Source organism: Chitinophaga jiangningensis, from assembly GCF_900142605.1.
Taxonomy (GTDB): Bacteria; Bacteroidota; Bacteroidia; order Chitinophagales; family Chitinophagaceae; genus Chitinophaga; species Chitinophaga jiangningensis.
This window is the reverse complement of the sequence record NZ_FRBL01000002.1, coordinates 525,546-551,770: the sequence shown is the minus strand read 5'-3', so window position 1 is coordinate 551,770 and position 26,225 is coordinate 525,546. Positions and strand designations below refer to the sequence as shown.

General features: G+C 47.5%; 19 protein-coding genes. 17 read left to right on the top strand and 2 right to left on the bottom strand.

Features of this window, described 5'->3' with window-relative positions; all coding sequences use genetic code 11:
- Positions 1–49: 49 nt before the first annotated feature.
- The 12 genes from BUB18_RS06800 to BUB18_RS06740 all read left to right on the top strand — a co-directional run bounded on the left by BUB18_RS06800 (position 50) and on the right by BUB18_RS06740 (position 21,260).
- A complete protein-coding gene (locus BUB18_RS06800) occupies positions 50–3,322 on the top strand; it encodes an efflux RND transporter permease subunit (RefSeq protein WP_073079283.1) in 3,273 nt (1,090 codons plus the stop codon).
- 33 nt (positions 3,323–3,355) lie between these two features.
- Positions 3,356–4,477, top strand: a complete 1,122-nt coding sequence (locus tag BUB18_RS06795; protein WP_073079281.1) for an efflux RND transporter periplasmic adaptor subunit — start codon at positions 3,356–3,358, stop codon at positions 4,475–4,477.
- Between the two features lie 325 nt (positions 4,478–4,802).
- Complete coding sequence (locus BUB18_RS06790; RefSeq protein WP_073079280.1) at positions 4,803–5,669, top strand: right-handed parallel beta-helix repeat-containing protein; 867 nt, start codon at positions 4,803–4,805, stop codon at positions 5,667–5,669.
- A 345-nt stretch (positions 5,670–6,014) separates the two neighbouring features.
- The gene (locus tag BUB18_RS06780; protein WP_083549458.1) at positions 6,015–6,605 is read left to right on the top strand and encodes an RNA polymerase sigma-70 factor; all 591 of its coding nucleotides are present in this window, start codon (positions 6,015–6,017) and stop codon (positions 6,603–6,605) included.
- Positions 6,606–6,672: 67 nt separating this feature from the next.
- On the top strand, positions 6,673–7,821 hold the full coding sequence (locus tag BUB18_RS06775) for a FecR family protein (protein ID WP_083549455.1): 1,149 nt from the start codon (positions 6,673–6,675) through the stop codon (positions 7,819–7,821).
- Between the two features lie 115 nt (positions 7,822–7,936).
- Positions 7,937–11,260: a TonB-dependent receptor gene (locus tag BUB18_RS06770; protein ID WP_083549453.1), complete on the top strand. Its 3,324-nt coding sequence runs from the start codon at positions 7,937–7,939 to the stop codon at positions 11,258–11,260.
- 13 nt (positions 11,261–11,273) lie between these two features.
- Positions 11,274–12,704: a RagB/SusD family nutrient uptake outer membrane protein gene (locus BUB18_RS06765; RefSeq protein WP_073079277.1), complete on the top strand. Its 1,431-nt coding sequence runs from the start codon at positions 11,274–11,276 to the stop codon at positions 12,702–12,704.
- A 424-nt stretch (positions 12,705–13,128) separates the two neighbouring features.
- Entirely contained in the window at positions 13,129–14,592 is a 1,464-nt protein-coding gene (locus tag BUB18_RS06760) for a TlpA disulfide reductase family protein (RefSeq protein ID WP_073079276.1), read from the top strand.
- A gap of 275 nt (positions 14,593–14,867) precedes the next feature.
- On the top strand, positions 14,868–15,338 hold the full coding sequence (locus BUB18_RS06755; protein WP_073079275.1) for a response regulator: 471 nt from the start codon (positions 14,868–14,870) through the stop codon (positions 15,336–15,338).
- Between the two features lie 2 nt (positions 15,339–15,340).
- Positions 15,341–18,853, top strand: coding sequence for an ATP-binding protein (locus BUB18_RS06750; RefSeq protein ID WP_083549451.1), 3,513 nt, complete (start codon positions 15,341–15,343; stop codon positions 18,851–18,853).
- 15 nt (positions 18,854–18,868) lie between these two features.
- Complete coding sequence (locus BUB18_RS06745) at positions 18,869–19,402, top strand: GNAT family N-acetyltransferase (RefSeq protein ID WP_178372097.1); 534 nt, start codon at positions 18,869–18,871, stop codon at positions 19,400–19,402.
- A gap of 124 nt (positions 19,403–19,526) precedes the next feature.
- The gene (locus tag BUB18_RS06740; RefSeq protein WP_073079274.1) at positions 19,527–21,260 is read left to right on the top strand and encodes a tetratricopeptide repeat protein; all 1,734 of its coding nucleotides are present in this window, start codon (positions 19,527–19,529) and stop codon (positions 21,258–21,260) included.
- A gap of 113 nt (positions 21,261–21,373) precedes the next feature.
- Here the strand turns inward: BUB18_RS06740 and BUB18_RS06735 are convergent, their stop codons facing one another.
- Positions 21,374–21,595 carry a hypothetical protein gene (locus BUB18_RS06735; protein ID WP_073079273.1) on the bottom strand — a complete coding sequence of 74 codons (222 nt, stop codon included), beginning with the start codon at positions 21,593–21,595 and terminating at the stop codon, positions 21,374–21,376.
- Between the two features lie 157 nt (positions 21,596–21,752).
- Between BUB18_RS06735 and BUB18_RS06730 the strand changes: the two genes are divergently transcribed.
- The 3 genes from BUB18_RS06730 to BUB18_RS06720 are packed head-to-tail and all read left to right on the top strand — an operon-like array spanning position 21,753 to position 24,351.
- On the top strand, positions 21,753–22,220 hold the full coding sequence (locus tag BUB18_RS06730; RefSeq protein WP_073079272.1) for a hypothetical protein: 468 nt from the start codon (positions 21,753–21,755) through the stop codon (positions 22,218–22,220).
- A gap of 45 nt (positions 22,221–22,265) precedes the next feature.
- Positions 22,266–23,273, top strand: coding sequence for a DUF2157 domain-containing protein (locus tag BUB18_RS06725; RefSeq protein WP_073079270.1), 1,008 nt, complete (start codon positions 22,266–22,268; stop codon positions 23,271–23,273).
- Positions 23,260–24,351 carry a hypothetical protein gene (locus BUB18_RS06720; RefSeq protein ID WP_073079268.1) on the top strand — a complete coding sequence of 364 codons (1,092 nt, stop codon included), beginning with the start codon at positions 23,260–23,262 and terminating at the stop codon, positions 24,349–24,351. The genes BUB18_RS06725 and BUB18_RS06720 overlap by 14 nt, the downstream gene beginning before the upstream one ends.
- A gap of 30 nt (positions 24,352–24,381) precedes the next feature.
- Here the strand turns inward: BUB18_RS06720 and BUB18_RS06715 are convergent, their stop codons facing one another.
- Entirely contained in the window at positions 24,382–25,218 is an 837-nt protein-coding gene (locus tag BUB18_RS06715; protein ID WP_073079266.1) for a tetratricopeptide repeat protein, read from the bottom strand.
- 244 nt (positions 25,219–25,462) lie between these two features.
- Here BUB18_RS06715 and BUB18_RS06710 point away from each other — a divergent pair, with 244 nt between their 5' ends.
- Positions 25,463–25,771 (top strand): tetratricopeptide repeat protein, encoded by a 309-nt coding sequence (locus BUB18_RS06710; RefSeq protein WP_218587997.1) that lies wholly within the window; start codon positions 25,463–25,465, stop codon positions 25,769–25,771.
- Position 25,772: 1 nt separating this feature from the next.
- The gene (locus tag BUB18_RS06705; RefSeq protein ID WP_073079264.1) at positions 25,773–26,198 is read left to right on the top strand and encodes a tetratricopeptide repeat protein; all 426 of its coding nucleotides are present in this window, start codon (positions 25,773–25,775) and stop codon (positions 26,196–26,198) included.
- Positions 26,199–26,225: the final 27 nt, after the last annotated feature.

Genomic DNA, 26,225 nt, shown 5'->3' with positions numbered 1-26,225 from the left:
CAGACGGATAAACGGAAACCATGCTGATTATTTCTAAGAAACGACTATTATGAATCTGATAAGCTTTGCACTTAAAAAACCTATTACCATCCTGGTGCTGGTAGCCGGTTTGTTCTTCTTCGGGATCAAAGCGGTGACGAGTATCAAAGTAGATATCTTTCCCAAACTGGATCTGCCGGTGATCTACGTTTCCCACCCCTTCGGCGGTTACAACCCCGCCCAGATGGAAACCTATTTCGCTAAACAATACATTAATATCTTCCTGTTTGTAAACGGGGTGAAAAGTATTGAAACCAAAAATATCCAGGGCCTCACCCTGATGAAGATCAACTTCTACCCGGGTACCAACATGGCCCAGGCAGCGGCGGAAGTAAGCGCCTTTTCCAACAGGATTCAGGCCATCTTCCCACCCGGCTCCAACCCGCCGTTTATCATCCGCTTCGACGCATCCACGCTGCCGGTTGGGCAGCTGGTATTGAGCAGCGACAAGCGCAGTAACAACGAATTGCTCGACCTGGCAAACGTATATGTACGCTCGTCCTTTACCTCCATCCCCGGCCTGGTTGCCTCTCCGCCGTTTGGTGGTAACGTGCGTACCGTGGTGATCAAAGCAGATCCTGAGCTGCTCCGCCAGCACAACCTTACACCGGATCAGCTGGTAGAAGCCATGCGCCTCAATAACCAAACTTCCCCTTCGGGTAACGTGCGTATCGGTGATAAAAACGTTATCACCCCCATCAATACCACCATCAAAACAGTAAAGGATTTTGAAGATATCCCGCTGTTTAAAGGGGATGTACAAAATTTATATCTGAGAGATGTAGCCACCGTAGAGGATGGAGCCGACGTAACCTCCGGCTATGCGCTGGTGAACGGCCGTCGCTCGGTATACCTGAGTATTGCGAAAGGCGCGGATGCCTCTACCTGGGAAGTAGTACAAAACCTGAAAAAAGCCATCCCACGTATTCAGTCGCAACTTCCGGAAGATGTGAAGCTGAGTTATGAATTTGACCAATCCACCTACGTAATCAACTCCGTTAAAAGTCTCCTCTCGGAAGGTATCATCGGTGCTATTCTCACCGGTTTGATGGTACTGCTCTTCCTCGGAGATGCCCGCGGGGCCCTCATCGTTATTCTAACCATCCCTACCTCCATCATCTCCGCAGTATTGTTCCTAACCCTTACAGGGCAAACGATCAATATCATGACGCTCAGCGGCCTCGCCCTGGCTATCGGAATCCTGGTGGATGAGAGTACAGTAACAATTGAGAATATTCACCAGCACCTGGATATGGGCAAACCCAAGGCCCTGGCCATATGGGACGCCTGTCAGGAAATCGCCTTCCCTAAATTGCTGATCCTCTTCTGTATCCTCGCGGTATTTGCCCCTGCATTTACCATGGGTGGTATTCCGGGATCCCTGTTCCTGCCGCTGGCACTGGCGATCGGGTTCAGCATGATTATCTCTTACTTCCTGGCACAAACCTTTGTACCGGTAATGGCCAACTGGGTGATGAAAGTAAAACATCACAAAGCTAAAGACGGCCACATCATGACAGATGCGGAAGAATATAAAGCGGCCGGATTACCTGCCGGTAGTGAAAAAAATACCTGGGATCAGAAGGAAATATTAGTAAGACAGGAAGATAGTAACCGCGACGGTAAAATCTCCCGGTTTGAAAAACTCCGTTTCCGCTACCTCCGCTTCCTGGACCGGCTCATGCCTTACCGCAGAATTGTAGTAATCAGCTACCTCGTGATCGTAGGAGGAATAGTAGCATTGCTGTTTGCCAATATCGGCCGCGATGTACTGCCAAAGGTAAACTCAGGTCAATTCCAGATTCGTATGCGCTTACCGGATGGTACCCGTATCGAAAATACGGAAGCTGCAACCATCAAGCTAACCAATGCCATCGGTGAAATTGTAGGTAAGGAAAATGTTGCCATTACCTCTGCTTATGTAGGTACACATCCCCAGCAATTCTCTACCAGCCCTATCTTCCTCTGGATGGCGGGTCCGCATGAAGCAGCTTTACAGGTAGCCCTGAAAGAAGACTACCATGTAAACCTCGACGAACTGAAGGATAAAATCAGGAACAGAATGGCGAAGGAAAATCCGCAGATGAAGTTATCTTTCGAACCAATTGAGCTGACAGATAAGATCCTTAGCCAGGGATCACCAACACCTATAGAGGTAAGGTTCTCTGGCCGTGATAAAAAAATGAATGAACTGTACGCACAAAAAATGGTGGATGAACTGAAAAAGATTTCATACCTCCGCGATGTGCAAATCGGTCAGTCCGTTAAATATCCATCCGTGAATGTAAATGTGGACCGCGTACGTGCAGCACAGCTGGGACTGGATATGGCTGATGTTTCCCGCTCGGTTACTGCTTCTACCTCTTCCTCCCGTTTTACGGAAAAAAATATCTGGGTGGATGAAAAAATATCGAACAGCTACAATGTACAGGTACAGATTCCGGAAAGTAAGATGGCCAGCAAACAGGACCTCACCGAGATCCCGCTGATGAAAAACAATTCCAGGCCAGTACTGGGAGACGTAGCCACGCTTACAGACGGTACCACCTATGGTGAAATCGATAACCTGGGTGCCATGCCGATGCTGACCGTGACTGCCAGTATCAACAAAAAAGACCTCGGCTATGCCGGTAAAGATGTGCAGAAAGCAATTAAAAACCTGGGGGAAATTCCGCGTGGCTTAAGTGTGGACCTGATTGGTATGAGCAGCACGCTCACCGAAACACTGGACAGCTTACAGAGTGGCCTTGTAGTGGCGATTGTGGTGATCTTCCTGATGCTGGCGGCAAACTTCCAGTCGTTTAAAGTGTCAGGTATCGTACTGGCCACCGTACCTGCGGTATTGCTGGGCTCCCTGTTGCTGCTGATGATATGCGGCTCTACGCTCAACCTGCAGTCGTACATGGGTATGATCATGTCCGTTGGGGTATCTATCTCCAATGCGGTACTGTTGATTACCAATGCGGAACAACTACGCAAAGCAAACGGCGATGCCGTACTATCAGCCAGAGAGGCGGCGGCATTACGTTTGAGGCCTATCCTGATGACGGCACTAGCGATGGTGGTAGGTATGATTCCTATGGCCAGCGGCCTCGGTGAAGCGGGCGATCAGTCGTCGCCATTAGGCAGGGCAGTAGTGGGTGGTTTGATTGCCTCCACGTTTGCGGCACTGTTCGTACTGCCGTTAGCGTTTGCATGGGGACAAAAACGTACCACTACACAAAGTGTTTCCCTGCATCCGAGAGATGAAGAAAGCATTCACTACATTCCGGAAGTTAATTAATAGTATTACAAATCATTCAATAAATAATATCATATGAATAGCGGTCTGCGTTTATTTTTTCCTTTATTATCGGCGATAGCCCTTACTGCGGGCCTGCAGAGCTGCGGTACCTCCGATGCTAAAGACGAAAAATCTGCTGCTGCGGAAGCGGCGCCTGCCCTCCAGGCTTTTGCACTGGAAAGAAGCAACCTGTCTTCCAATATCAAAATCCCCGGTGAACTGGTGGCCTTTTCTTCTGTAGACCTTTACGCCAAAGTCAGCAGCTTTGTGAAAAAGCTGAATGTGGATGTGGGCTCCCAGGTGCAGGAAGGACAAGTGCTAGCCATCATGGAAGCACCTGAAATCAATTCCCAGTTATCCGGTGCCGATTCCAGGCTCAAGTCACAGGAGGCTATTTACCTCTCCAGCAAGGCTAATTACGATCGTTTGCTGGAAACCAGCAAAACGCCGGGAACGGTGTCACAGAACGACCTGGACATTGCCTTTGCGCGACAAAAATCTGATCTCGCACAGCTGGAAGCAGCCAAAGCTTCCCTGCGTGAAATTGGTAACAACAGGGATTACCTGACCATACGGGCGCCTTTCTCCGGTGTGATTACTGCGCGTAACGTGAGCACCGGTGCCTATGTAGGCCCTACCGGTAAAGGTTCCGAACTGCCTATGTTTACCTTGCAGCAGCAAAGTAAACTTCGTTTAGTGGTGAGCGTGCCGGAGGCTTACAGCGCTTACCTGAATGGCAAGGATGAAGTGAGCTTTACCGTTCGCTCGCTCAACAACCGTAAGTTTACCGGCAAAATTGTGCGTATGGCGGGTGCGCTCGATAAAAGACTCAGATCTCAACATATAGAACTGGATGTAATTAACACCGATAAAAGTCTGCTGCCAGGAATGGTGGCAGAGGTGAATATCCCGCTTAACAGCGCTACCACCAATTTCGTGATTCCATCCACCGCGGTACTGAATTCTACCAAAGGCCTTTTTGTAATTAAGATTGACAACCATAAAACCAAATGGGTGCCTATCACTACCGGTCGCAGCGAAGACGGTAAAACAGAAATCTTTGGTGAACTGAACGACGGCGATACCCTCATCACCAACGCCACGGAGGAAGTACGCGATGATGTAACCGTGCCGGCAGTAAAAATTGGGAAATAAGCCGGATTAAACTTTCACAGTGATAAGTAGTCTGAATATCAGCTTTTCGTGAACGGAAACCATGCATTAACACGTAAGCAATTCTAATGTATATAACACAGATTATAGGTTGATAAATGAAGAGCCGCCAGGTATCCACCCGGCGGCCTTTTTATTACCCGCCCACTGCGGTATAAATGCAGTGGAAACGCCCGCCAGGTCACGCAATCGTTGCCGATAACGATTGCGTAAATAAATCGACGCAATGACTATCTCCCAATCAATTATTTTACGAATTTCAGGATAACCCGGCGCGCAATAATTCCACTCATAAAAATTCACTGTTATGAAAAAATCCCCTATTATGATGATGCTATGCATTGTATTTGCCAGTTGTCAAAAGAACGATGTAGCATCTCCCGGCAGCGATTCCCCAAAACCTGCTGCCAATGTCGAAAGCATTACCGTTACTACTGAATCAGCCTTGAAATCCGCTATCAGCGCGGCAAAAGCAGGCGATATCATTACTGTTAGCGGCACTATCAAACTTACCAGTACCTTACAATTACTTAACAGCGGCACCTCCACGTCCAAAATCAATTTTACCGGTGGTGTGCTGGATTGCTCAGGCATTTCCTCCGGATGGGGAGTAAAATGTAACGGCAGTTACTGGAACATCACCAACATGACCATCAAAAATGCCCCCGACTGCGGGCTCGTATTCCAGTATGGTGGCTATAACTACGTGTACAACGTTACCACTTCCGGCAACCATGATTCAGGCTTACAGATCTACAATCAGTCGCACCACAACAACATCAGCTATTGTAAGTCCAACGACAACTATGACACACAGAATGGAGGTGAAAATGCTGATGGCTTTGCCTGCAAGCTCTCTGCCGGGGCCGGTAACCTGTTTGATCACTGTACCGCCAATCATAATTCTGATGATGGCTGGGACTTGTACGGGCAGCCTTATACCGTAAAAATTACCAACTGCACCGCTACCAACAACGGCTACGGCGGCAGCGGTGATGGTAACGGTTTTAAACTCGGCAGCTCCGGACAAAACGTGCCACACACGGCTACTAATTGTACTTCCAGCTACAACCTGGCTTCCGGCTATGATGGCAACGGCAATACCGGCCATATTACTATTACCGGCAGCACCGGTACCGGTAACGGCAAAACGCTGTTTTACAGATTGTATTAATCAGCAAGTATCTATTTAGGGAGAGGCCTGAGGCCTCTCCCTAAATAGTTTCTCGTCCGCCGAAGGCGGACCGGCAATTACACCAAACAACAAAACACAATCCTTAGCTGCTTACCTGCTTCGCTGCTCCTATGTTTGCAATAAACAACAAAACACAAGCCTTAGCTAATTCACAAACATCAAAACACAAGTCTTTGCTGCTTACCTGCTTCGCTGCTTTGCGAGCAAAAAGATCGCTTTCCTGGCGCCGAAGGCGCCTTAAAAGCAAATAAGTCTTTGCAAGCAAAAAATCCTCCCACATGCTAACCTCCTTTTCTTTATTTTAGTGCCTGAAAATGCGCAAATTTGACAAGGGATAACGCTTATAGTGACCTGGAACTGGTAAGCATGTTGAAAAGAGGTGATGTGCAGGCATTCGACCTGCTATACTCCCGCCACTGGGCTGGTATGTACCAGTCAGCCTTTTATCTGCTGAGAGATCAAAATGCCTGTATGGATATTGTACAGGACATTTTTGCGTGGCTATGGGAAAAGCGCACGGAGCTGGACATTCAAACAGTACCTGCTTACCTTAGAAGCGCAGTCCGGTTTAAAGTAATTAATTATATCCGTTCCGGTAAAATCAGGGCTGACTTCTATGCAGAGCTGGCAGGGATAACCCTCCCGGCAGAACCAGGCCCACAGGACTTCCTGGAGCTCAATGATCTGAAAATTATCATCCAGCAGGCCATTATGGATCTGCCGGAAAAATGCCGGGAAATATTTTTATTAAGCAGAGATGGGCAGCTGACGAATCGACAAATAGCAGATTTACTGAATCTCTCCATAAAAACAGTAGAAGCACAGAAAACCATTGCACTAAAGCGCATCAGAACTGCCGTAGATCCTCATCTGCTGGCCTTGTTACTACTCCCCGTTGTTACCCACTGTAGTTAGTATCCTACCCGATTGAAATTTTTTTTTGAACCTTTTAGGGGTCTTGATTTTTAAAACTGCCATACTAATGGAACACCTACGTATGACCAGAGAAGAGTTGATATTTTTAACAGAGAAGATTGTGTCAGGCACCGCCACAGATGCGGAGTTGATGCAGTATAACCAGGTTTTCAATGCCCTTACCCGGCAGGAAAACTGGGATGAACATACGCTGGGGAATAAGGAAGAAATGGAAGCAGCCATCCGCCTGCGCCTGGAAGAAACGTTGCGCAAACCTGCTGCCCGACCGGTAATGCGCTGGTACAAATGGGCCGCAGCTGCTGCTGTGCTGGTGATGGTGAGTGTATCCATAGTACTGTTGAGGCCTAAGGAAGTACGGCTTGCGCCGCAGGCAGAACGATTTCAAAATGATATTCCCGCGCCGTCGGCCAACCACGCCGTGCTTACGCTCGGCAACGGTCAGCAGATACTGCTGGATAGTGCCGGCAATGGCACCATCGCGGTACAGGGAGGTGTAAACGTAGCCAAAACCGCCGATGGGCAAATCGCCTATTCCGGCAGCGGCGCTACCGCCAGCACCAATACCATCAGTTTGCCTGCCGGCAGCCGCCCGCTCAAAATTATTCTGGCAGATGGTACCAAAGTATGGATAGACGCAGGCTCCAGCTTCACCTATCCAACCATCTTTACCGGCAAAACACGTGCGGTAAACATCACCGGACAAGCTTATTTTGAAGTAGCACAAAACAGTAATATGCCATTTACCGTTAGCACCGCCAACAAAAGCTATTCGGTAGATGTACTCGGTACCTCATTTAATATTAGGGTATATGCCGACGAGTCAAACATCCAACTTACCCTGGTCGACGGGGCAGTGAAATTCAATACCAGCACCGTATCCCGGCTGATGAAACCTGGAGAGCAGGCCACCGCATCAGACAACGGCACAATACAGCTTACAACGAACGCCGACCTGACATCGGCCACCGCCTGGAAAGACGGGCTATTCTATTTTAATGGCAGCGATATCAACACCATTATGTCGGAGCTTCAGCGCTACTACAATCTTGAAGTAGTGTACCAGGCCAACGTCAGAGATTCATTTGTTGCAAAAATTCCGAGGGATGTCCCCGTTTCTCAATTGCTAAACCTGCTGGAGATGACCAATCTCGTGCATTTCAGGATTGAAGGAAGGAAAGTAACAGTAATGAAATAGATTATACACCAGCACAATATTTACCTGCAGGTCCCCACCAAGCCTGACAGTAAGGAAAGGTATGTCCTGAACCACCGCAACGACGGTATTAATAATTAAAAATCAACCAGAAGCTATGCTAGGAAGAAAGATGAAAAGTCTACTATGCCAGCCACCTGCTGAAAAAAGGGCTACTACCAGCTATGCCCGCATTTGTTTGATGATGGGCTTGCTACTGACGGCCACCCAGTCATTTGCACAGAAGGTGACGATGACGATGAAATCAGGTTCACTGGAAAAAGCGTTCCAGGAAATCGAAAAACAAACAGGCTTTAGTTTCATTTACGGGAAAAATCAGCTGAGTCAGGCTGCCCCTGTAAATATCTCGGTGAAAAGCCAGGAGCTTAACGACGTGCTGAATACACTTTTCAGCAACCAGCCTTTTGCATTTTCCATCTCAGGAAAATTCATTGCCATCCGGCTGAAAAATGCATCTGCCGCACCGCAACAGGTGCAAGACGGCATTATCGTAAAAGGTAAAGTAACAGATACCAAAGGTAATCCACTGCCTGCTGTATCGGTGGTGATTCCCGGTACACCACTGGGTGCCATGACCAACGAGCAGGGGGAATATTTTATCAACAACGCGCCTGCCAATGCAGAGCTGGTGCTGTCTTATATCTCTTTCCTGCCACAGCGGGTAGGTATCAGAGGGCGTGCGATCATCAACGTTGTGCTGGAAGAAGATGTGAAATCGCTCGATGAAGCCGTGGTAATCGGTTACGGTACCACCACCAAACGAATGAACACCGGCGCTGTAAGCAGCCTTACTGCAAAGGACATCGAAAAGCAACCGATCTCCAACCCGCTGGTCGCCTTGCCTGGCCGCGTGCCCGGCCTGCAGATCACGCAAACAAATGGTTTGCCGGGTAGTGCTGTAACGGTTCAAATTCGCGGACAAGGTTCCATGAACTCCGGCTACGTACCGCTCTATATCATCGATGGGGTGCCCTTCACGAACTATAACGGTTCCTATCCGCCTTCAGACAACCTCAACTCCTGGGGTACCAGCGGCGCGAACGCGGGCATCAGCCCTTTCAGCATGATTAACCCGGATGATATTGAACGCATGGATATCCTGAAAGATGCCGATGCAACGGCCATCTATGGCGCCAGAGGCGCTAACGGTGTTATCCTGATCACGACTAAAAAAGGAAAAGCCGGTAAAACGAAATTTAACGCAAACGTATATACGGGCTTCGGTGAACTGAACCGCCAGATTCCCATGTTGAATACACAACAATACCTGGAACTGCGCAGGGAAGCATTCAAAAACGATGGCGTGACACCTACGGCAGCCAATGCGCCGGAGCTCACCGTATGGGACCAGCATGCCTATACCGACTGGCAGGATATGCTTGTTGGCGGTACCTCCCATACCACGGACGGACAATTCCAGGTTTCCGGTGGTGACGCCAAAACGCATTTCATGTTTAGCGGCGGCTATCATAAAGAAACCACCGTATACCCGGGTGATTTTAACAGCACCCGCTATAGCGGCCGACTCACAGCAGATCACACTTCTGCTGATAACCGCTTTTACGCAGCTGTTACCGCCAGTTATTCCAGTGATAAAACGGTGTTGCCAGGCCAGGACCTGCTGACGCTATACAACCTGCCTCCTAACATGCCACTGTATGATGCCACCGGTAAACTGGTATGGTCGTCAGGATTCAGCAATCCTATTGCCCTGCTGCAGCGCCGTTATACCAATAATACCGGTACCATGCTGGCCAACGGAAACCTCCGTTACACCATCATCAAAAACCTGAACTTTAAAGTGAACCTGGGCTATACCAATACTGGGCTGGATCAGGTAAACCCAACACCTGCGTCTACGCAGAACCCGGCAAATAATCCACAATCGTACGCCTACTTTTCCAATACCAAACTGCAGAACTACATCGTAGAGCCTACGTTGGATTATAGTCTGCGCGCTAAGGAAAACCAGTTTAACTTCCTCGTGGGTGGAACCTACCAACGCAGCTTAATGCAGGGGAATTACATCTCCGCCACTAATTACAGCAGCGAAGCACTGATGGGAACCCTCACCGGTGCTGGTTTGCTGACCGGCTCCTCTACTTATATCGACTATAAGTTTGCATCCCTGTTTGGTAGAATCAATTACGATTACAGGCAGAAATACTTGCTGAATCTCACTTTCCGCCGCGATGCATCTTCCAGGTTTGGTCCCGATAACATCTATGCGGATTTTGGCGCCGTAGGAGCTGCCTGGTTGTTTACACAGGAAGATTTTGTTGCGGAGGCATTACCATGGCTGAGCTTTGGTAAACTGAGAGGTAGCTACGGTAGTACCGGAAATGACCAGATCAGCAATTACATTTACCTGCCTTTGTTGTCAAGCGCCGGTACTTACCAGGGTGCCAATGCATTGTATCGCCCGGTATTGCCTAACCCTGCTGTAAAATGGGAAACTACCCGTAAGCTGGAAGCAGCGCTGGAACTGGGCTTCCTGAAAGACAGGATCATGTTCACCGGGGCTTATTATCAGAACCGCTCCAACGATCAGCTGTTATCTGCTGCACTGGCTACACAGGCCGGCTACAACAGCTATACCGTGAACCTGCCGGCACTGGTGCAGAACAACGGCGTGGAGCTGGAGCTGAACACAAAAAATATCCAGCAAAGAAACTTCACCTGGACAACCGCTTTCAACCTTACCTTCTATAAAAACAAGCTGATCTCCTTCCCTGGTATTGAAAAATCGTTTTATGCCAGCAGCTATCTCGTAGGGCAGCCAATTGACGTGGTAAGAAGATATGTGTACACAGGTTATGATCCCAATACCGGTATTCCTAAGTATGAAGACGTGAACAAGGATGGCGCTATTGATTACAATAACGACAGACAGGTAATCAAGCCGGGTACACCTTACTTTGGAGGTATCACCAACAACTTCACCTATAAAAACTGGGACCTGAGCTTTTTCCTGCAGTTTCACCACCGCAAAGGATCTACCAATAACATCAGTACACCGATTGGTGCCAGCAGGAGTAATTATAATACTTCCGCGCTCGACAGATGGAGAGCGCCAGGGGATGAGGCCTTTTTCCCGGCGGCGACCACCACGTCAGGGTCTCCTATCTATAACGGCTATACGCCGTATTCCGGTTCTACTGCTTTATGGGGAGATGCCAGTTTCGCTAAGTTGAGAAATGCGTCGATCTCTTATACTTTCCCTAAAGTATGGCTGGCCAAAGCAAAAATCAGCAACCTACGGCTGTATGCTGAAGGTCAGAACCTGTTTACCTGGGCTAAAAGCAAATACCTCTTTGATCCGGAAACCAGCCAGGCCGGTGGTGCGCCAGGCCTGGGAACCGGTGGTTTAGCAATGCCTCCGCTGAGAACCATTGTATTTGGTATAAACTGTTCATTCTAAAATCGGAATCGTCATGTATCACAGCTTCATAAATAAAAAGGTATTAGCGGCGTTATTGCTGGCAGGTACCGTGTTTTCTTCCTGTAAAAAACTGGTGGAAATTGGCGCACCTGCCACGCAGGTAGGGCTGGACCAGGCTTTTGCTTCAGATGCTACTGCCACGAGTGCAGTGCTGGGAATTTACAATGCTTCTTTCACCAGGGATTTGATGTTCCCTTTAACGCAGCTGCCGGGCATATCAGCCAATGAGCTGCAGAATAATGTGCCCAACGCCAGTTTAGATGAGTTTAAAAATAACAGTATCACCATTACCAATGGTTATGTTGCTACCAACCTATGGGCGTACAGTTATGCACCGTTGGCGCAGGCCAACGCCATGCTGGAAGGCGTTACTAAAAGCACTACTTTATCCACCGGGTTAAAGAACCAGTTGATGGGTGAAATAAAATTTTGGAGAGCCTTCCTTCTTTTTCAACAGGTAAATATTTGGGGAGATGTACCAATGCCGCTTACCGATGATCCTGTCGGCAACGCTTCACTGGCGCGTACGCCAGCTGCTGACGTCTGGAAACAGGTAGAAAAGGACCTGACAGAAGCACAGGCACTCCTCACGGATACTTATCCGTCTACATTAAGATCCCGTGTAAATAAGCAAACCGTAAACGCGCTGCTGGCAAGAGTATACCTCTACACCAAACAATGGCAGCTGGCGGAAACAACAGCTGATGCGGTGATTAAATCCGGTATTTATAGTCTGAATAAAGACCTGAATACCATCTTCAGCAATACCAGCAATGAGATCATCTGGCAGATTGCCACGCTCAACGGTTTGTCCGTATTCACTACCAATACCGACGCCAAAGGAGGCAGCTTTGCCGCTACACCGGGAGTAGTACCAGCCTTAACGGCAACGGATACACTCTATAACAGCATGGAAGCCGGCGACCTCCGCAAGGCTAACTGGATCACCCCTACGGTGATTGGAGGTACCAACTATAAGGTGGTTACAAAATACAAGTTACGTGTACTACCTACCGGTGCCACTACCGGTAATGAGTACAATGTAGTGCTGCGACTCGCTGAACAATACCTGATCCGCGCCGAAGCACGTGCACAACTTGCCAACCTCGGTGGCGCCATTGCTGATGTGGACACAATCCGGTCACGCGCAGGCCTGTCAATGTTAGACAATAACATCTCCCAAACTAACCTGCTGCTCGCGATTGAAAATGAAAGAAAGGCAGAGTTGTTTGGAGAATGGGGAGCCCGCTGGTTTGATCTCAAACGTACGCCGGGAAGGGTGGACCCATCCAAATCCCGCGCGGATGAAGTAGTGGGAGGCATGCGCCCGGCCACCTGGCAAAGTACGGATGTACTGTATCCGATTCCGGATGCACAACGTCAGCTGAATACAGCGCTGACGCAAAACCCAGGTTATAACTAATCCGCCTTCGGCGGATTTACAGCGGTCTTTTTTTCTCGCAAAGCAGCATAAGGGGTATAAGCAGCAAAGGCCTGCAATTTGTTCTATAAATTTTTTGACTGGAGAGGAGTCTTAACCAACAAAACACAGGCCTTGGCTGCTTATCTGTTCTGATGTTTGCATCAAACAACAAAACACAAGCCTTAACTGCTTATCTGTTCTGATGTTTACAACAAACAACAAAACACAAGCCTTCTGCTTACCTGTTCTGATGTTTACAACAAACAACAAAACACAAGCCTTGGCTGCTTACCTGCTTTGCTGCTTTGCGTGCAAAAAAGATCGCTCCCTGGCGCCGAAGGCGCCAAAAGCCCAATATGTCTTTGCGAGCATAAAAGACAAAACCCAATACTCACCACGAAACAGAATGTAAAAACATACCACCATGAAAAAAATACTCTTCGTCCTCATCAGCGGCTGCTTGGTGCTGGCAACAGGCAGTGCCATCGCCCAGCAAAAGCAGGATACTCTCCGCAAACAATACGATGCCCTCCTCAAAGGTAACGAGCAGCAACAAAATCTGCTGGTTAATAAAATGTATGCCCTGCTGAAAAGTAAAGCTGAGAAGGACTGGATTACCGCAGCTACCTATTTTTTCCAGCTTAAGAAAAACAGCGTATCTGACTCCATCCAAAAGGCGGCAGCAATACAGTTTCCCAAAGGAGTGGTTGCACGCAATAATGCGGTGCAGGTGGTATATGATGAAAAAGATCCGGTAAAAAAAGAGCAGCTGTATAAGGAATGGCTGAAGAAATTTCCACCGGTAAAAGGTGATAAAGATGTGATCGCCTATGACTATGCAGCGAATGCAGTGGGTATGGCTTATGCAGAAGCTGATAATGTACCTAAGGCACTGGAATACGCTGAAAAAATACAGTCCCCCTTCTGGAAAGGACAAGGCTGGTCAGGTACTGCCAGTATGTTCATGAAAAAAGGACATTATGCGGAGGCGCAGCCATTGATACTGAAAGCGATTGATGACGCATGGGCATTTAAAACCACACGAAAAGATGAAGAAGGCGCGAAGTTCGCTGCCACAGGATATCCTGGCTATCTTAGAATGTATGTGAAGTCACTTTATGAAACGCAGCAATACGATTCAGCCCTCGTATATATCCAACGCGTAGTAGAAGCAGAAGGTGGTAAACCGAGTCCTGCCACTTTAGAAACATTAGCGAAAATTCAACTCACCAAAGGTGACTACCAAAATGCTTTCACTGGCCTCAGCGAAGTAGCCGCCAAGGGTATGCTTACGCCTTCCAGCAAAACTATGCTGTCGGAGGCCTACACAAAAATACGTGGCACACAGGGCTTTGAACAATATATCGATAGCCTGAAAGGTGGGCTGGACGCAGCAGTGCGCAAGGAACTCGCCGGGCAGATGATCAACGAAAAAGCAGCTGATTTTACCCTCACTGACCTGGAAGGTAAAAAAGTAACGCTCTCCGAATTAAAAGGAAAAACAGTGGTGCTCGACTTCTGGGCTACCTGGTGCGGCCCTTGTAAGGCTTCCTTCCCTGCAATGGCAAAGGCGCAAGGCCTCTATAAAAACGATCCTGACGTGGTATTCCTGTTTGTACACACCTGGGAGCGTGGCGAACCAAATCCAACTGCCGCCGCCGGAAAATTTGTACACGACAATAAATATCCGTTTACTGTACTGATGGACCTGAAAGACCCAGCCACCGGCATTAACAAGGTGGTAGACAGCTATGGTGTAAAAGGTATCCCTACTAAATTTGTGATTGATAAAAACGGTAATATCCGATTCCGCTTCACAGGCTTCTCCGGTGGTGACGATGCTGCCGTAGCTGAGGTGAAAGGAATGGTGGAACTGTCCAGGCAATAAGTGCACGCAATAGCTGATATGTATGCAGGATATTCCGCGTGAAATGTGGAAGATCCTGCATGCCTGTAACAATCTTTAAAAGCAGTTATGCTGTCTATCTCCTTCCCAAAACATCCGTGCCGCGTGCAGCGCAGCTCCCCAGCTGACACCGAAGGTGTCAGCTGAAATACCAACCTCATCAACATAACACCTATCAATATCTGTAAATACCTATGCATCAATAATTAATATGAACCCACCGTACTTTTTGTAACTCCAATTGCTTATATTTAGTTATGCGAAGCCCAAAAATCCAAATCATACTTGCAGATGATGACCAGGACGATTGTTTGCTGATAGAGGATGCATTAACTGAATTGCCCCTGGATTTTCAATTGATGATAGTACATGATGGTGATAGTTTGATTAACCGGTTACATGCATTGCACGACAGTGAATTACCGGACGTGCTGTATCTTGATCTGAACATGCCCCGCAAAGGGGGACTGGAATGCCTCCACGAAATTAAAGCAAGCGATAAACTTAAATCTCTCCCGGTGGTTATCTGTTCTACTTCAATGGAAGAAGAAATAGCTGATACGGTCTATAAACAAGGCGCCTGTTTCTATATCAAAAAACCTACTGATTTTACACATCTAAAAGAAGTGTTGCATCTGTCAATAAACTATATCCGCAACCATGCATGGGAGCGTCCGTTACGGGAAAATTTTGTTTTAACCGGTGATTTTAACAAATCAATCATCTGACTATGGGGCAATATATGTCCGTGAATGTTCAGGCAAATAAGGAGTTGCCAGCGTCCTCAGGCGCGGGTAGTTTTTTAATGGGTGGCGGGCAGATGGGAGCCATGATGCGCGATTATGACTGGGAACAAACCATCCTGGGTGCTCCGCAGAGCTGGGATGCATCGTTGAAAACCTGTATAAGAATCATGCTGACCTCACCCCAACCCATGTTTATCTGGTGGGGAAAAGAATCATTAATAAATCTCTACAACGATGCCTATGCGGCATTTTTGAACGCTAAACACCCGCAGGCATTGGGTATGAGTGGCAGAACCGTGTGGTCGGAAGTATGGGAAGAACTGCAGCCTAAGGTAGATAAGGTGTATCAGAATGAAGGTACCTACGACGACGGTGCCATGTTTATCATGCACCGGAAAGGCTATGCAGAAGAAACTTATGTCAATTTTTCCTATAGCCCCATTGCCGGGGATGACGGGGTAGTCAAAGGCCTGTTTTGTGTTTGTGAAGATGAAACGGATAGAGTGATTACCACCCGGCAACTGGCCACTCTCAAAGAAGTAGGTGCACTCAGCTTTGATAAACGCATCACGGATACACTGTACCAAAATATTATTGAATCTTTAGGTGCCAATAACAAGGATTTCCCTTTTGCAGGCATATACGAAATTAAACAGGATGATGCCAGCGTTCGCCTGAAAGCTTCAATTGGGATGCATAAAAACAGCAATGTGTTGCCAGCAGATTTTTCCCTGCAGGCGGCAGATTCAACAATACATACCGCTATTCATGAAAACAAAATTGTGTTGGCGCCCGTTAACCCGGATATCACTGACCTGCCCACCGGCTTCTGGAAAGTGCCTCCCAGCCAACTGGCTTATATCCCCATCGGCATTCCCGGCAAAGAATATCCATATGCATTGATCATTACTGCGTTGAGCCCTTACCGGTTGTATGACGATGTATACAAACAGTTTTGTATCTCCATTGCAGAACGCTTGTCGTTAGAATTGAGTAAAATGCTGGTGCTGGAAGAGGAAACCAAACGGGCAGAAGCCCTGGCTGAAATTGACCGATCCAAAACCGTGTTCTTTTCCAACATTAGTCATGAGTTCAGAACGCCACTTACCTTAATACTAGGTTCCCTGGAATCCTTATTGGAAAACAATGCTGACCTTTCTACCCGGCACCAGGAGATGATGGATGCCTCCCATCGCAATGCGCTGCGCATGCTAAAGCTGGTGAATACATTGCTGGACTTCAGCCGGATTGAAAGCGGAAAAATGCAGGCTAATTTTACTAAGGTAGATGTAGGCACCCTCACGCAAAAGCTTGCCAGTAACTTCAATACTTTAATGGATAGAGCAGGGCTGGCTTATAATATTCACATAGAGGCTATCAGCCAGCCGGTATATGTAGATATTCAGATGTGGGAAAAGATATTATTCAACCTGTTGTCCAATGCATTCAAATATACCTGGAAAGGAAGCGTAACCGTAAAGCTGTTTACCACAAACGAACAGCTGGTACTGGAAGTATCGGATACCGGCATTGGAATACCAGCTGCAGACCTGACAAAGATCTTTGAACGTTTCCACCAGGTACAGGGCAGTGCCGGACGCAGCTATGAAGGCAGCGGAATCGGCTTATCACTCACGCGTGAACTTGTGTGGTTTCATAAGGGCCAGATTACAGTCGAAAGTAAAGAAGGCGCTGGTTCTGTTTTTCGTGTGACCATTCCCGTGGGAAACGCTCACCTCTCCCAAACGCAAATCAGTACCTCGCTATCCTTCCCGGATGTGATGTCGGATATTTATCTGGAAGAAGCTACGGACATGCTGCGGAACATGCGTGTAACTGACCGTATCAATCCTGCCGCAGGGCAGGCCCCAAGTGATATTGGAAAGGATACTATATTAGTCGTAGATGATAATGCCGACATGCGCCAATATCTGAAGGCCCTGTTGGAAAAGGATTACAATGTCATCTGTGCAGTCAACGGTTTGGAGGCACTGATCAAAATCCGGAGGGAACAGCCGGCCCTGGTACTTACTGATGTAATGATGCCAATTATGGATGGGGCCCAGCTGGTAAGTGAAATCCGCAGCAGTCCTTCCACTGCATCGCTGCCGGTAATCATACTTTCCGCCCGGGCGGGGGAAGAGTGCCGGATGGAAGGTTATGATTTCGGTGCGGACGATTACCTGATCAAACCCTTCTCCGCAAAGGAACTGCGGGCCCGTGTAGCCGGCCAGATAAAAACACATAAGATCAGAACCGATGCCCAGTCGCAGCTGCATAATATATTCAAAGTTGCCCCCGCTGCTATAGCAGTGGTACAGGGTTCAGATTTCAAATTTGTGCTGGGGAACGCTGCTTATCAAAAAATGGTGAATCGTAGTGAAAGCGATCTTGTGGGCAAAACCGTCCGGGAAGTGTTTCCGGAAATTGATGGACAAGGGGTCATGGAAATCCTTAACCAGGTATATCAGTCCGAGCGACCACTCGCCATGAAGGAATTTCCGCTTCGGCTTAATATCGCACCGGATCATGCAAAGGAACTCCATTATTTCGATTTTGCCGTGGAACCATTGCGCAATTCCGTTGGGGTAATGTATGCCCTGCTGGTACTCGCTGTTGATGTTACAGAGCAGGTAATAGCCAACAAAAGATTGATTGAAAGCGAACAAAAATTGAGTAAACTGGCGGAAGAACTGGAAACAATGGTGATAGAACGCACGGAAGAATTACGGCTGGCCAATGAAACCCTTGAATTAAAAAATCAGGAACTCAACAAACAAAATCAGGAGCTGGCCTCTTTCAACTATATCGCCAGCCACGACCTCCAGGAACCCTTGCGAAAAATTCAAACTTTTGCTTCCCGCATTATTGAAATGGATGAAACGCACCTCAGCGAGCGTGCCAGGGACTTTCTCCATCGCATGAATGGAGCCGCTGCGCGCATGCAGCAACTGATTGTAGACCTACTTTCGTTTACCCGTTTACGTGGGAATACGGATGGCCAGTTTGAAGTAACCAGCCTGGATGTAATCATTGAAGCGGTTAAGTCGGATCTCAGCGAAGTGATAGCAGAAAAAAACGCGACGATTATAGTACAGCATAACTGTACCCCTAGTATTATTCCGCTGAAATTCAGGCAGCTGATGCAAAACCTTTTCAGTAACGCCCTTAAATTTTCCCGCCCCGGTATTCCACCAGTGATTGAGGTAAAATGTGAAACTATTGATAACAGGGAGAAATTATTGCCGGCTTATGCAACAGATACGCAGCTGTGCCACATTTCCGTCCAGGATAATGGCGTAGGCTTTGAACAGAAGTTTAGTAACAAAATATTCGAGGTGTTTCAGCGCCTGCATGATAAAGCTACCTACCAGGGAACAGGTATAGGGCTCGCCATCGTAAAGAAGATAGTGGAGAATCACGATGGCATTGTTATCGCCACAGGCGAGCTGGAAAAAGGCGCAAGATTCGATATTTATATCCCGATGAGAGAATAATTCAATTCTACATACATGCAACTGCATATTCGTCCCGAAACCAGCAATGACTATAACGCTGTATTTGACCTGGTCGAAGATGCCTTCAAAAACGAGGCAAAGAGCGACCACCAGGAACAGTTCCTGGTAGAACGCCTGCGGAAATCCGCCGCTTTCATGCCGCAGCTGTCGCTCGTGGCCGAAGCCGATGGGCAGCTCGTGGGTTACATCTTGCTAACAAAAATTAAAATTGTAAATGATAAAGCCACAGCCTTTGAAGCGTTGGCGCTGGCTCCTGTTGCTGTTTTACAGAGATACCAGGGCAAAGGAATAGGAGCTGCCCTTATCCAGGCGGCGCATCTGGAAGCACAGGCACTTGACTATAAGGCCATTGTTCTGCTCGGGCATGCAGACTACTATCCCAAATTTGGCTACCGTAAAGCGTCGGAATATGGCATTCGCCTCCCATTCGACGTGCCCGACGAAAATTGCATGGTGATCGAACTGGCAACAGGTGCGCTCCAGGGCGTAACTGGAACGGTGGAATACCCCGCAGCTTTTTTCGAATAGCCAACAACTACCTTAAAATCCGAAATTTTCTTAATTTAGCTTTACAAGCCAGGAATTCCCCAAGCCCCATACCACGATCTATATCTGTACACGTTTTGTTTTCGTCAACTCCAAAATTTGAATCATGAAAAAGCTTTGCTTTTCAATTATTTCCATCATTATTTGTTTTGCCTGTAATAGTCCCCAGGGGACCCAAGAGCAGCAGGCTGCCGACAGCATCGCGCCCACCATAGGCTGTGCCGTGCCCCGCACCACTGATAAAGCCTGGTATTCCTCCGGTAAAAAAGCACCTTTATTTAAAGGACTGGAAGGGATTGATTTTAAAATCACCACCAGCGTGCCGGAAGCGCAGGCCTACTTTAACCAGGGGATGATGCTGGCCTATGGCTTTAATCATGCAGAGGCGGCCAGGTCGTTTTTTGAAGCTACCCGCTTGGATGCTGGTGCAGCCATGGCGTATTGGGGTTTTGCCTATGTGCTGGGACCCAACTATAATGGTGGCATGGAACCGGATAATTTCCAGCGTGCCTATGAAGCAGTGGTAAAAGCGCAGGCATTAGCTGCCAACGCTACCCCTAAGGAAAATGCATTAATACAGGCGCTCGCCACTCGCTATGCACAGAACCCGCCGGCCAATCGTGCGCCGCTCGACAGCGCCTATGCTGCTGCCATGAAAAAAGTGTATGACCAGTATCCTTCCGATCCGGACGTGGGAGCGTTATACGCTGAAGCCCTGATGGACCTGCATCCATGGGATCTCTATGATAAAAAAACAAAAACACCTAAACCGTGGACACCTCCTGTAACTAAGGTCCTGGAGCACCTGATGCAGCTAAACCCTAAACATCCGGGAGCGCATCACTTTTATATCCATGCGCTGGAAGCATCCGCTACACCTGAAAAGGCACTGCCGAGTGCAAAGTTGCTCGAAACACTGGTGCCCGGCGCAGGTCACCTGCTCCACATGCCTTCGCACATCTATATCAATACCGGCGATTATCACGACGGTTCCCTGACCAACGTGCGGGCAGTAGAAGTGGACAGCGCTTATACCACGGCGTGCTATGCTGCAGGAACCTATCCATTGGGGCTGTATCCGCATAATTATCATTTCCTGGCCGCTACCGCCACGCTGGAAGGCAATACAGCCCTCGCCTGGAAATCTGCTACGAAGCTGCAGGAGCTAATATCCGGAGAGATCATGCGCATGCCGGGATGGAGTACGCTCCAACACTATTATACCATTCCTTATTATATCGCTGCCAAGTTATCCATGTGGGATACGATCATCGCAATGCCGGCTCCCGGTAGCGACCTGGTATACCCCCGGGCGGTATGGCATTATGCGCGGGGCATGGCCTTTCTGGGCAAACATGACCTCGCAGGTGCACGGAAAGAAATGGACAGTCTGAATAAACTAAGTACAGATACTATTTTACAACACCTTACCATCTGGGGCATCAACACCTCGGCCGACCTGGTGCAGATCGCCCATAAAGTGTTATCCGCCGGCATCTCCGTACAGGCGAACCAGTTAGATACTGCGGTCGCTTTCCTGAAAGCCGCCGTGGTTATTGAGGATAATCTGAATTACAACGAACCGCCGGACTGGTTCTTTTCCGTTCGTCATCATCTGGGAGCAGTGTTGCTGAAAGCCGGTAAATTCAAGGAGGCAGAACAAGTGTATCGCCAGGATCTGAAGATATGGCGTAAGAATGGCTGGGCACTGATAGGACTGCACAACGCGCTGCTACAGCAACATAAGGATGCTGCTGCGCAGCAGGCATTGGCAGACTTTAATGCCGCGTGGAAGTATGCTGACAGGCCGGTAACCGCATCGTCCAGTATAGTAGAATAAAATTTGTCGCGACAGGGCCCTGCTCTGTCGCATTTTTTATTGAAGAAAGTCGCCGTCGATGATCAGCAGCTTCACCCCTAAGGCAGTGCTGGACCTGGCGATGCAAGGATCAATTAAAACTGTTCGCCGGACAGCCCGGGGAATTGGCTGTTGCCAGCCGCGGGTGCCCGTTTTTTGCGGGCTTCCAAATTATACTCCTGTTCTGCTATGGCAATCATCATATCCAATATTGCGGCTTTTTTTTCTTCCTGGGTTCCAAGCTGCGCTTTTTGCTCCTTTAGCAGCTTCACTTCATGCGCTAGTTCCTGCAATTTTTGTTTGGTTGATTTAGACATGGTTTTTCGCGGTTGAGGTTATGTATCTAATTTACAAAATTTATTGATTAGAGTGTGATTTCGACAACACAGCTTTTATAAGTATAGTACAGGGAGATATGAACGGCCATTAAAGCTAATTTTACTAGTTTTACCAGGGAGTATTAAGTTTTCAAAAATGACAAACGAGGAAAAAGTAGCATTCAAAACCCGTTTGAAGTCCACCGGGGAAGCCATTATTACTGAAAGGATAGCAGCTACAAAGCTGGCAATTGATGCTGCACAGGAAGCAGCTAACAGCGAGGAGAAAAGCTCAGCAGGGGATAAATATGAAACTGGTCGTGCGATGGGGAATCTGCAGAAAGATATGTATACCCGGCAACTACTGGAGCACAAAAAAGAATTGGATCAGCTGATGAAAGTTGCCACCAACACCGTTTTTGCCTCGGTACAATCAGGAGCCTTTATACAATGTGCCTCCTATGCTTTTTATATTGCCGCCGGCCTGGGCAAACAGTTGATCGATGACCAGCAGGTATTTTTCCTTTCACCACAAGCCCCGCTGGCGCGACTATTACTACATAAAAAGCCAGGCGATCACTTTCAATTTAATAAGATGGAGCTGGAGATACTTGATGTATATTAAATGGAAAGTATGGAAACCTGACGGGAATATCCTATTTTTCCACTCATGAATATCCATTTGTTCGACAAACTGCAGCGCGCCGGACACCTGTCCCCGGGTTCCGCTGACAAGCTCCAAAACGCCGCTGCTACCAGGTTGTTTAGCCTCCATTGGGAATTGAAAACGATCCTGTACCTGGGTGTATTATTATTGAGTGGCGGGTTGGGAATCCTCGTTTATAAAAACATTGATACTATTGGTCACCAGGTGATATTGGTAGCCATTGCCGCGGCTTGTGCGGGCTGTTTCTATTATTGTTACAGGCACAAAAAGCCATTTACATGGGAAAAAGTATCGTCCCCGACGCCGTTTTTCGATTATATTTTATTACTGGGCTGTCTGCTCTTCATCACTTTTATCACCTACTTGCAAGGCACCTACACGGTTTTTGCCAATCATTACGGCACGGCCGTATTTATTCCGCTGGTGGTGCTGTTGTTTAGTGCGTACTACTTCGATCATATTGGTGTGTTGAGTCTGGCCATTACCAATTTCGCTGCCTGGCTGGGGGTAAATATTTCGCCTTATGCATTGATGGGTGGCTTATCGCTGAACGATTCACACCTGATCAGAACCGGTGCTTTGCTGGGCGTGGGGGTCTGCCTGGCTGACTTTCTGAGCAATCATTTCCACAAGAAAGCGCATTTCGGTTTTACTTACCGCAATTTCGGTACGCATATATTTCTCATCGCTTGTTTGGCTGGGATGTTTAGTAGCGACTTCGGTTTTACTATCAGCGAGGGTATTAACTACTATTTTGTGTGGTTTATCCTGCTGGCCGCAGGCTGTTGTTGGTGCTTTAGGGATGCCTTTAAACACCGGAGCTTTTACTTTTTGCTCATCGTATCGTTGTATGCTTATGTGGCGGTGAGTTACGTGATTATTCGCCTGTTGATTTTGGTAGATGATATAGGTGCAGTATATACAGGTTTTCTATATTTCATTGCTTCTGCCATCGGCCTGATCGTCTTCTTAGTAAAAGCCAATAAAAAGATCAAACATGCTAGCTTATAATAAAACCCAGCTGGACCACCTTGAGGTGGTTGCAGCTACAGAACAGGCATTCAAACAACAGTTAATCACGGCGGAGGAAAAGGATGCGATTATTGCAGCGCATCCGGTGGCGTTTTATACACCGAATTTTTTCGTGCGTCTAGGTATCTTTATTCTCACTGCGATCATTGTGGGATTCTCATTGGGTTTGTTTACCTTAATGATGGTACATGGCGGGTCGGACAATGCCTTTGGCGGGTTGCTGGTCTTCTTTGGTGTAATAAGTTATGTGGGGGCGGAGTTACTGATCAGGGAAAAACATCACTATAAGTCCGGTGCCGACGATGCGTTAATTTATTGCAGCGGCATCTGTATCGTGAGTGCCTTCATTATGTTTAATCACGGCGGGGATTCGGAGCGTGGAATAGCGGTGATAGTAACTATGTTGGGTGCTTATTTTAGTCTGCGTTTCGCTGATATGCTGGCCACGGCGGCAGCTTTCGCCGGTGTAATATTCCTGTTGTTTAGTTTTAGTTCCAGCCCATGGTTGATCATGGCGGCGTCGCTCGGGATATATCTGGCGGCATGCAATCTGAAAAATAAGTACTACGAAAATAATGCGATGGTATTGCAGTCGCTCTCTTTGCTCACCTTGTATGCCGCCGGTAATTATTTCATTGTCCGCGAGGTAACGGAGCAAAGCCAACAGATATTTTGGGTGAGCACCGTACTGATACCGCTGGTGTATCTTTTTTTTGGCATTTATAGAAAAAACAGAACCCTGCTTCGTTCGGGGCTGGTACTGGTAGCTGCTATGGTATTTACCATCCGGTACTACCACAGTATTGCACCTTTGGAAGTAGCCATGACCCTGGCAGGGGTGGCTATGATACTCATAGCGTATATACTTATACGTTACCTGAAAACGCCGAAGAACGGGTTCACTTCGGAGGAAGTGGACGAAGACCAGGCAGCGGCGGTGCAGCTTGAGTCATTGATTATCGCCCAAACGTTTAACAAGGTAGGTGCTCCGCCGAAGGATGGTTTTGAATTTGGCGGTGGTGATGGCGGTGGAGGAGGAGCCTCCGGCGGATATTAAACTTATGCGTAAAGCAGCTGCGAAGCTGCTTTACTTACTTTTTTTCTTGCTCCAGACTGGTTTCATACTTTCGAAGAACTCGATCACTGGCTGCTGCATGCAGATATCTGCATAGTCGAACCAGTACTCATACGCTTCATGCCGGGAACCTACGGTTATTTCCTCGTCCAGGAAGCCCGGCGGTGGTGTATGCCGCTTCTTCACAATCTCTGCGGGTAAATATGGATTAGTGGCCACCGCATCTCCTAAAAGCTGTTCCGCACTTTTTTGGTCACCTGCTAATATGGCAATGAAAATTTTTCCATAGGTAAATTCAATGGACGACTCTCCAGGGTAGCTTTGCAGCAACTGGTTTGCTGCAGCAAAATCCTTCAGCACAAAGAGGCATTCCAGCTTCAGGTGCCTGGCTCCCTGGTTATCGTTTGGATTCAGTTGCAGCATCTCATCAAATATCTCAATGGCTCTTTCATATTCTTCATTGAACTGCAGTTCCAGTCCCCATATATGGCATGCGCGAAGAAAGGGCCGGTTGTCGGAGTTGATATAGGGGAGTCTGGCGTTTTTTATCTTAAATTCTTTAGGAAAGCATTCTCTACCGAGCCGGTATGACTTCTCTGCTACCAGGTAGCTTTCAAATGCTTTCTCCTGGTTTCTGAACGCCACGGATAAGTGGTTGTAGGCATCCAGGTGATAGGGGTGGTCCTTAATGATCGCTTTCAGAATCAGTTCGGCGTAAACATCATTGGTATCCAGCATTCCTACGGCTACAGTGTATTGCTGCAGGGTTTCTTCATTGGAAAATGCTGCGGGTTGGATGAATGCCCACTCGTTGTTGGCGATGTTAGTAACGTGAGGTTTTTGGATCATAAGGCTTGGAATGATTTGAGTGGAAAGATAGGGGATAAAATAGTATTTGCCTTGGCTATTTAGGCGTTTTATACTAATTTATAGGTGTTATCTGATAAAAATAACCCATATGCAAGTTGAAAAATACCTCGATCTGCCGGAACCCATTTACAATGCATTTGACGCCCTGAGCGATGAAGCGTATGAAGATTTTCTATAAAAGGATTATAGGGCTTCCTTTGAAAAGTATGAGCAATGCCTGGCAATGATCCCGGAACCTAAAAAAGATTATGGTGATTCATCCAACGTAATTGAGTGGATGGTGGAGAATTACCTGAAAATTCAGGATTATCCCAATGCAATAAAATGGGTGGAAGAACTGGGGAATTACCTGAAAAATAAAGGCATTATGAGCGACTGGGAATTCCTGAAAGGCAAGGTTTACTATGAAGCAGGCGAGCCGGAAATGGCGCTGGAAAACTTTCGTATTGCCAATGACAAGTCTAAAGGAAAATGCTTCGAAGAGCAGGATAAAAAATATATCACATTCTTTAAAAAACAAATAGGCAAATAACATGGAACTTGCTGATGACGTATACGACCGCATTTTGGAACTCTCCGAAAAAGGGGATGTGCTGGCGGAAAGTGAGCAGTTTAGTGCTGCATTAATAGAATATCAGCAGGCATTAGACCTGTTACCCAGTCCCAAGCTTGATTGGGAAGCTGCCACATGGCTCTATACTGCAATGGGGGATGCATATTTTAGTTTAGAAGACTTGCCAAATGCAATGGATGCGTATCAGCAAGCCCTAAAAGCACCTGACGGAATTGGAAATCCCTATATCTGGTTCTGCATTGGGCAGGTATATTTTGGGTGGGAGCAGCTGGATAAAGCTAAAGAGCACTTTATGCGGGCATATATGCTGGACGGTGAAGATATATTTGAAGATCAGCCTTCTGAATACTTTGAACTGATCCGGGGAGAGATTAGTAATCGGTGATTTGAGGGAAGTCATTATCTTTAATGA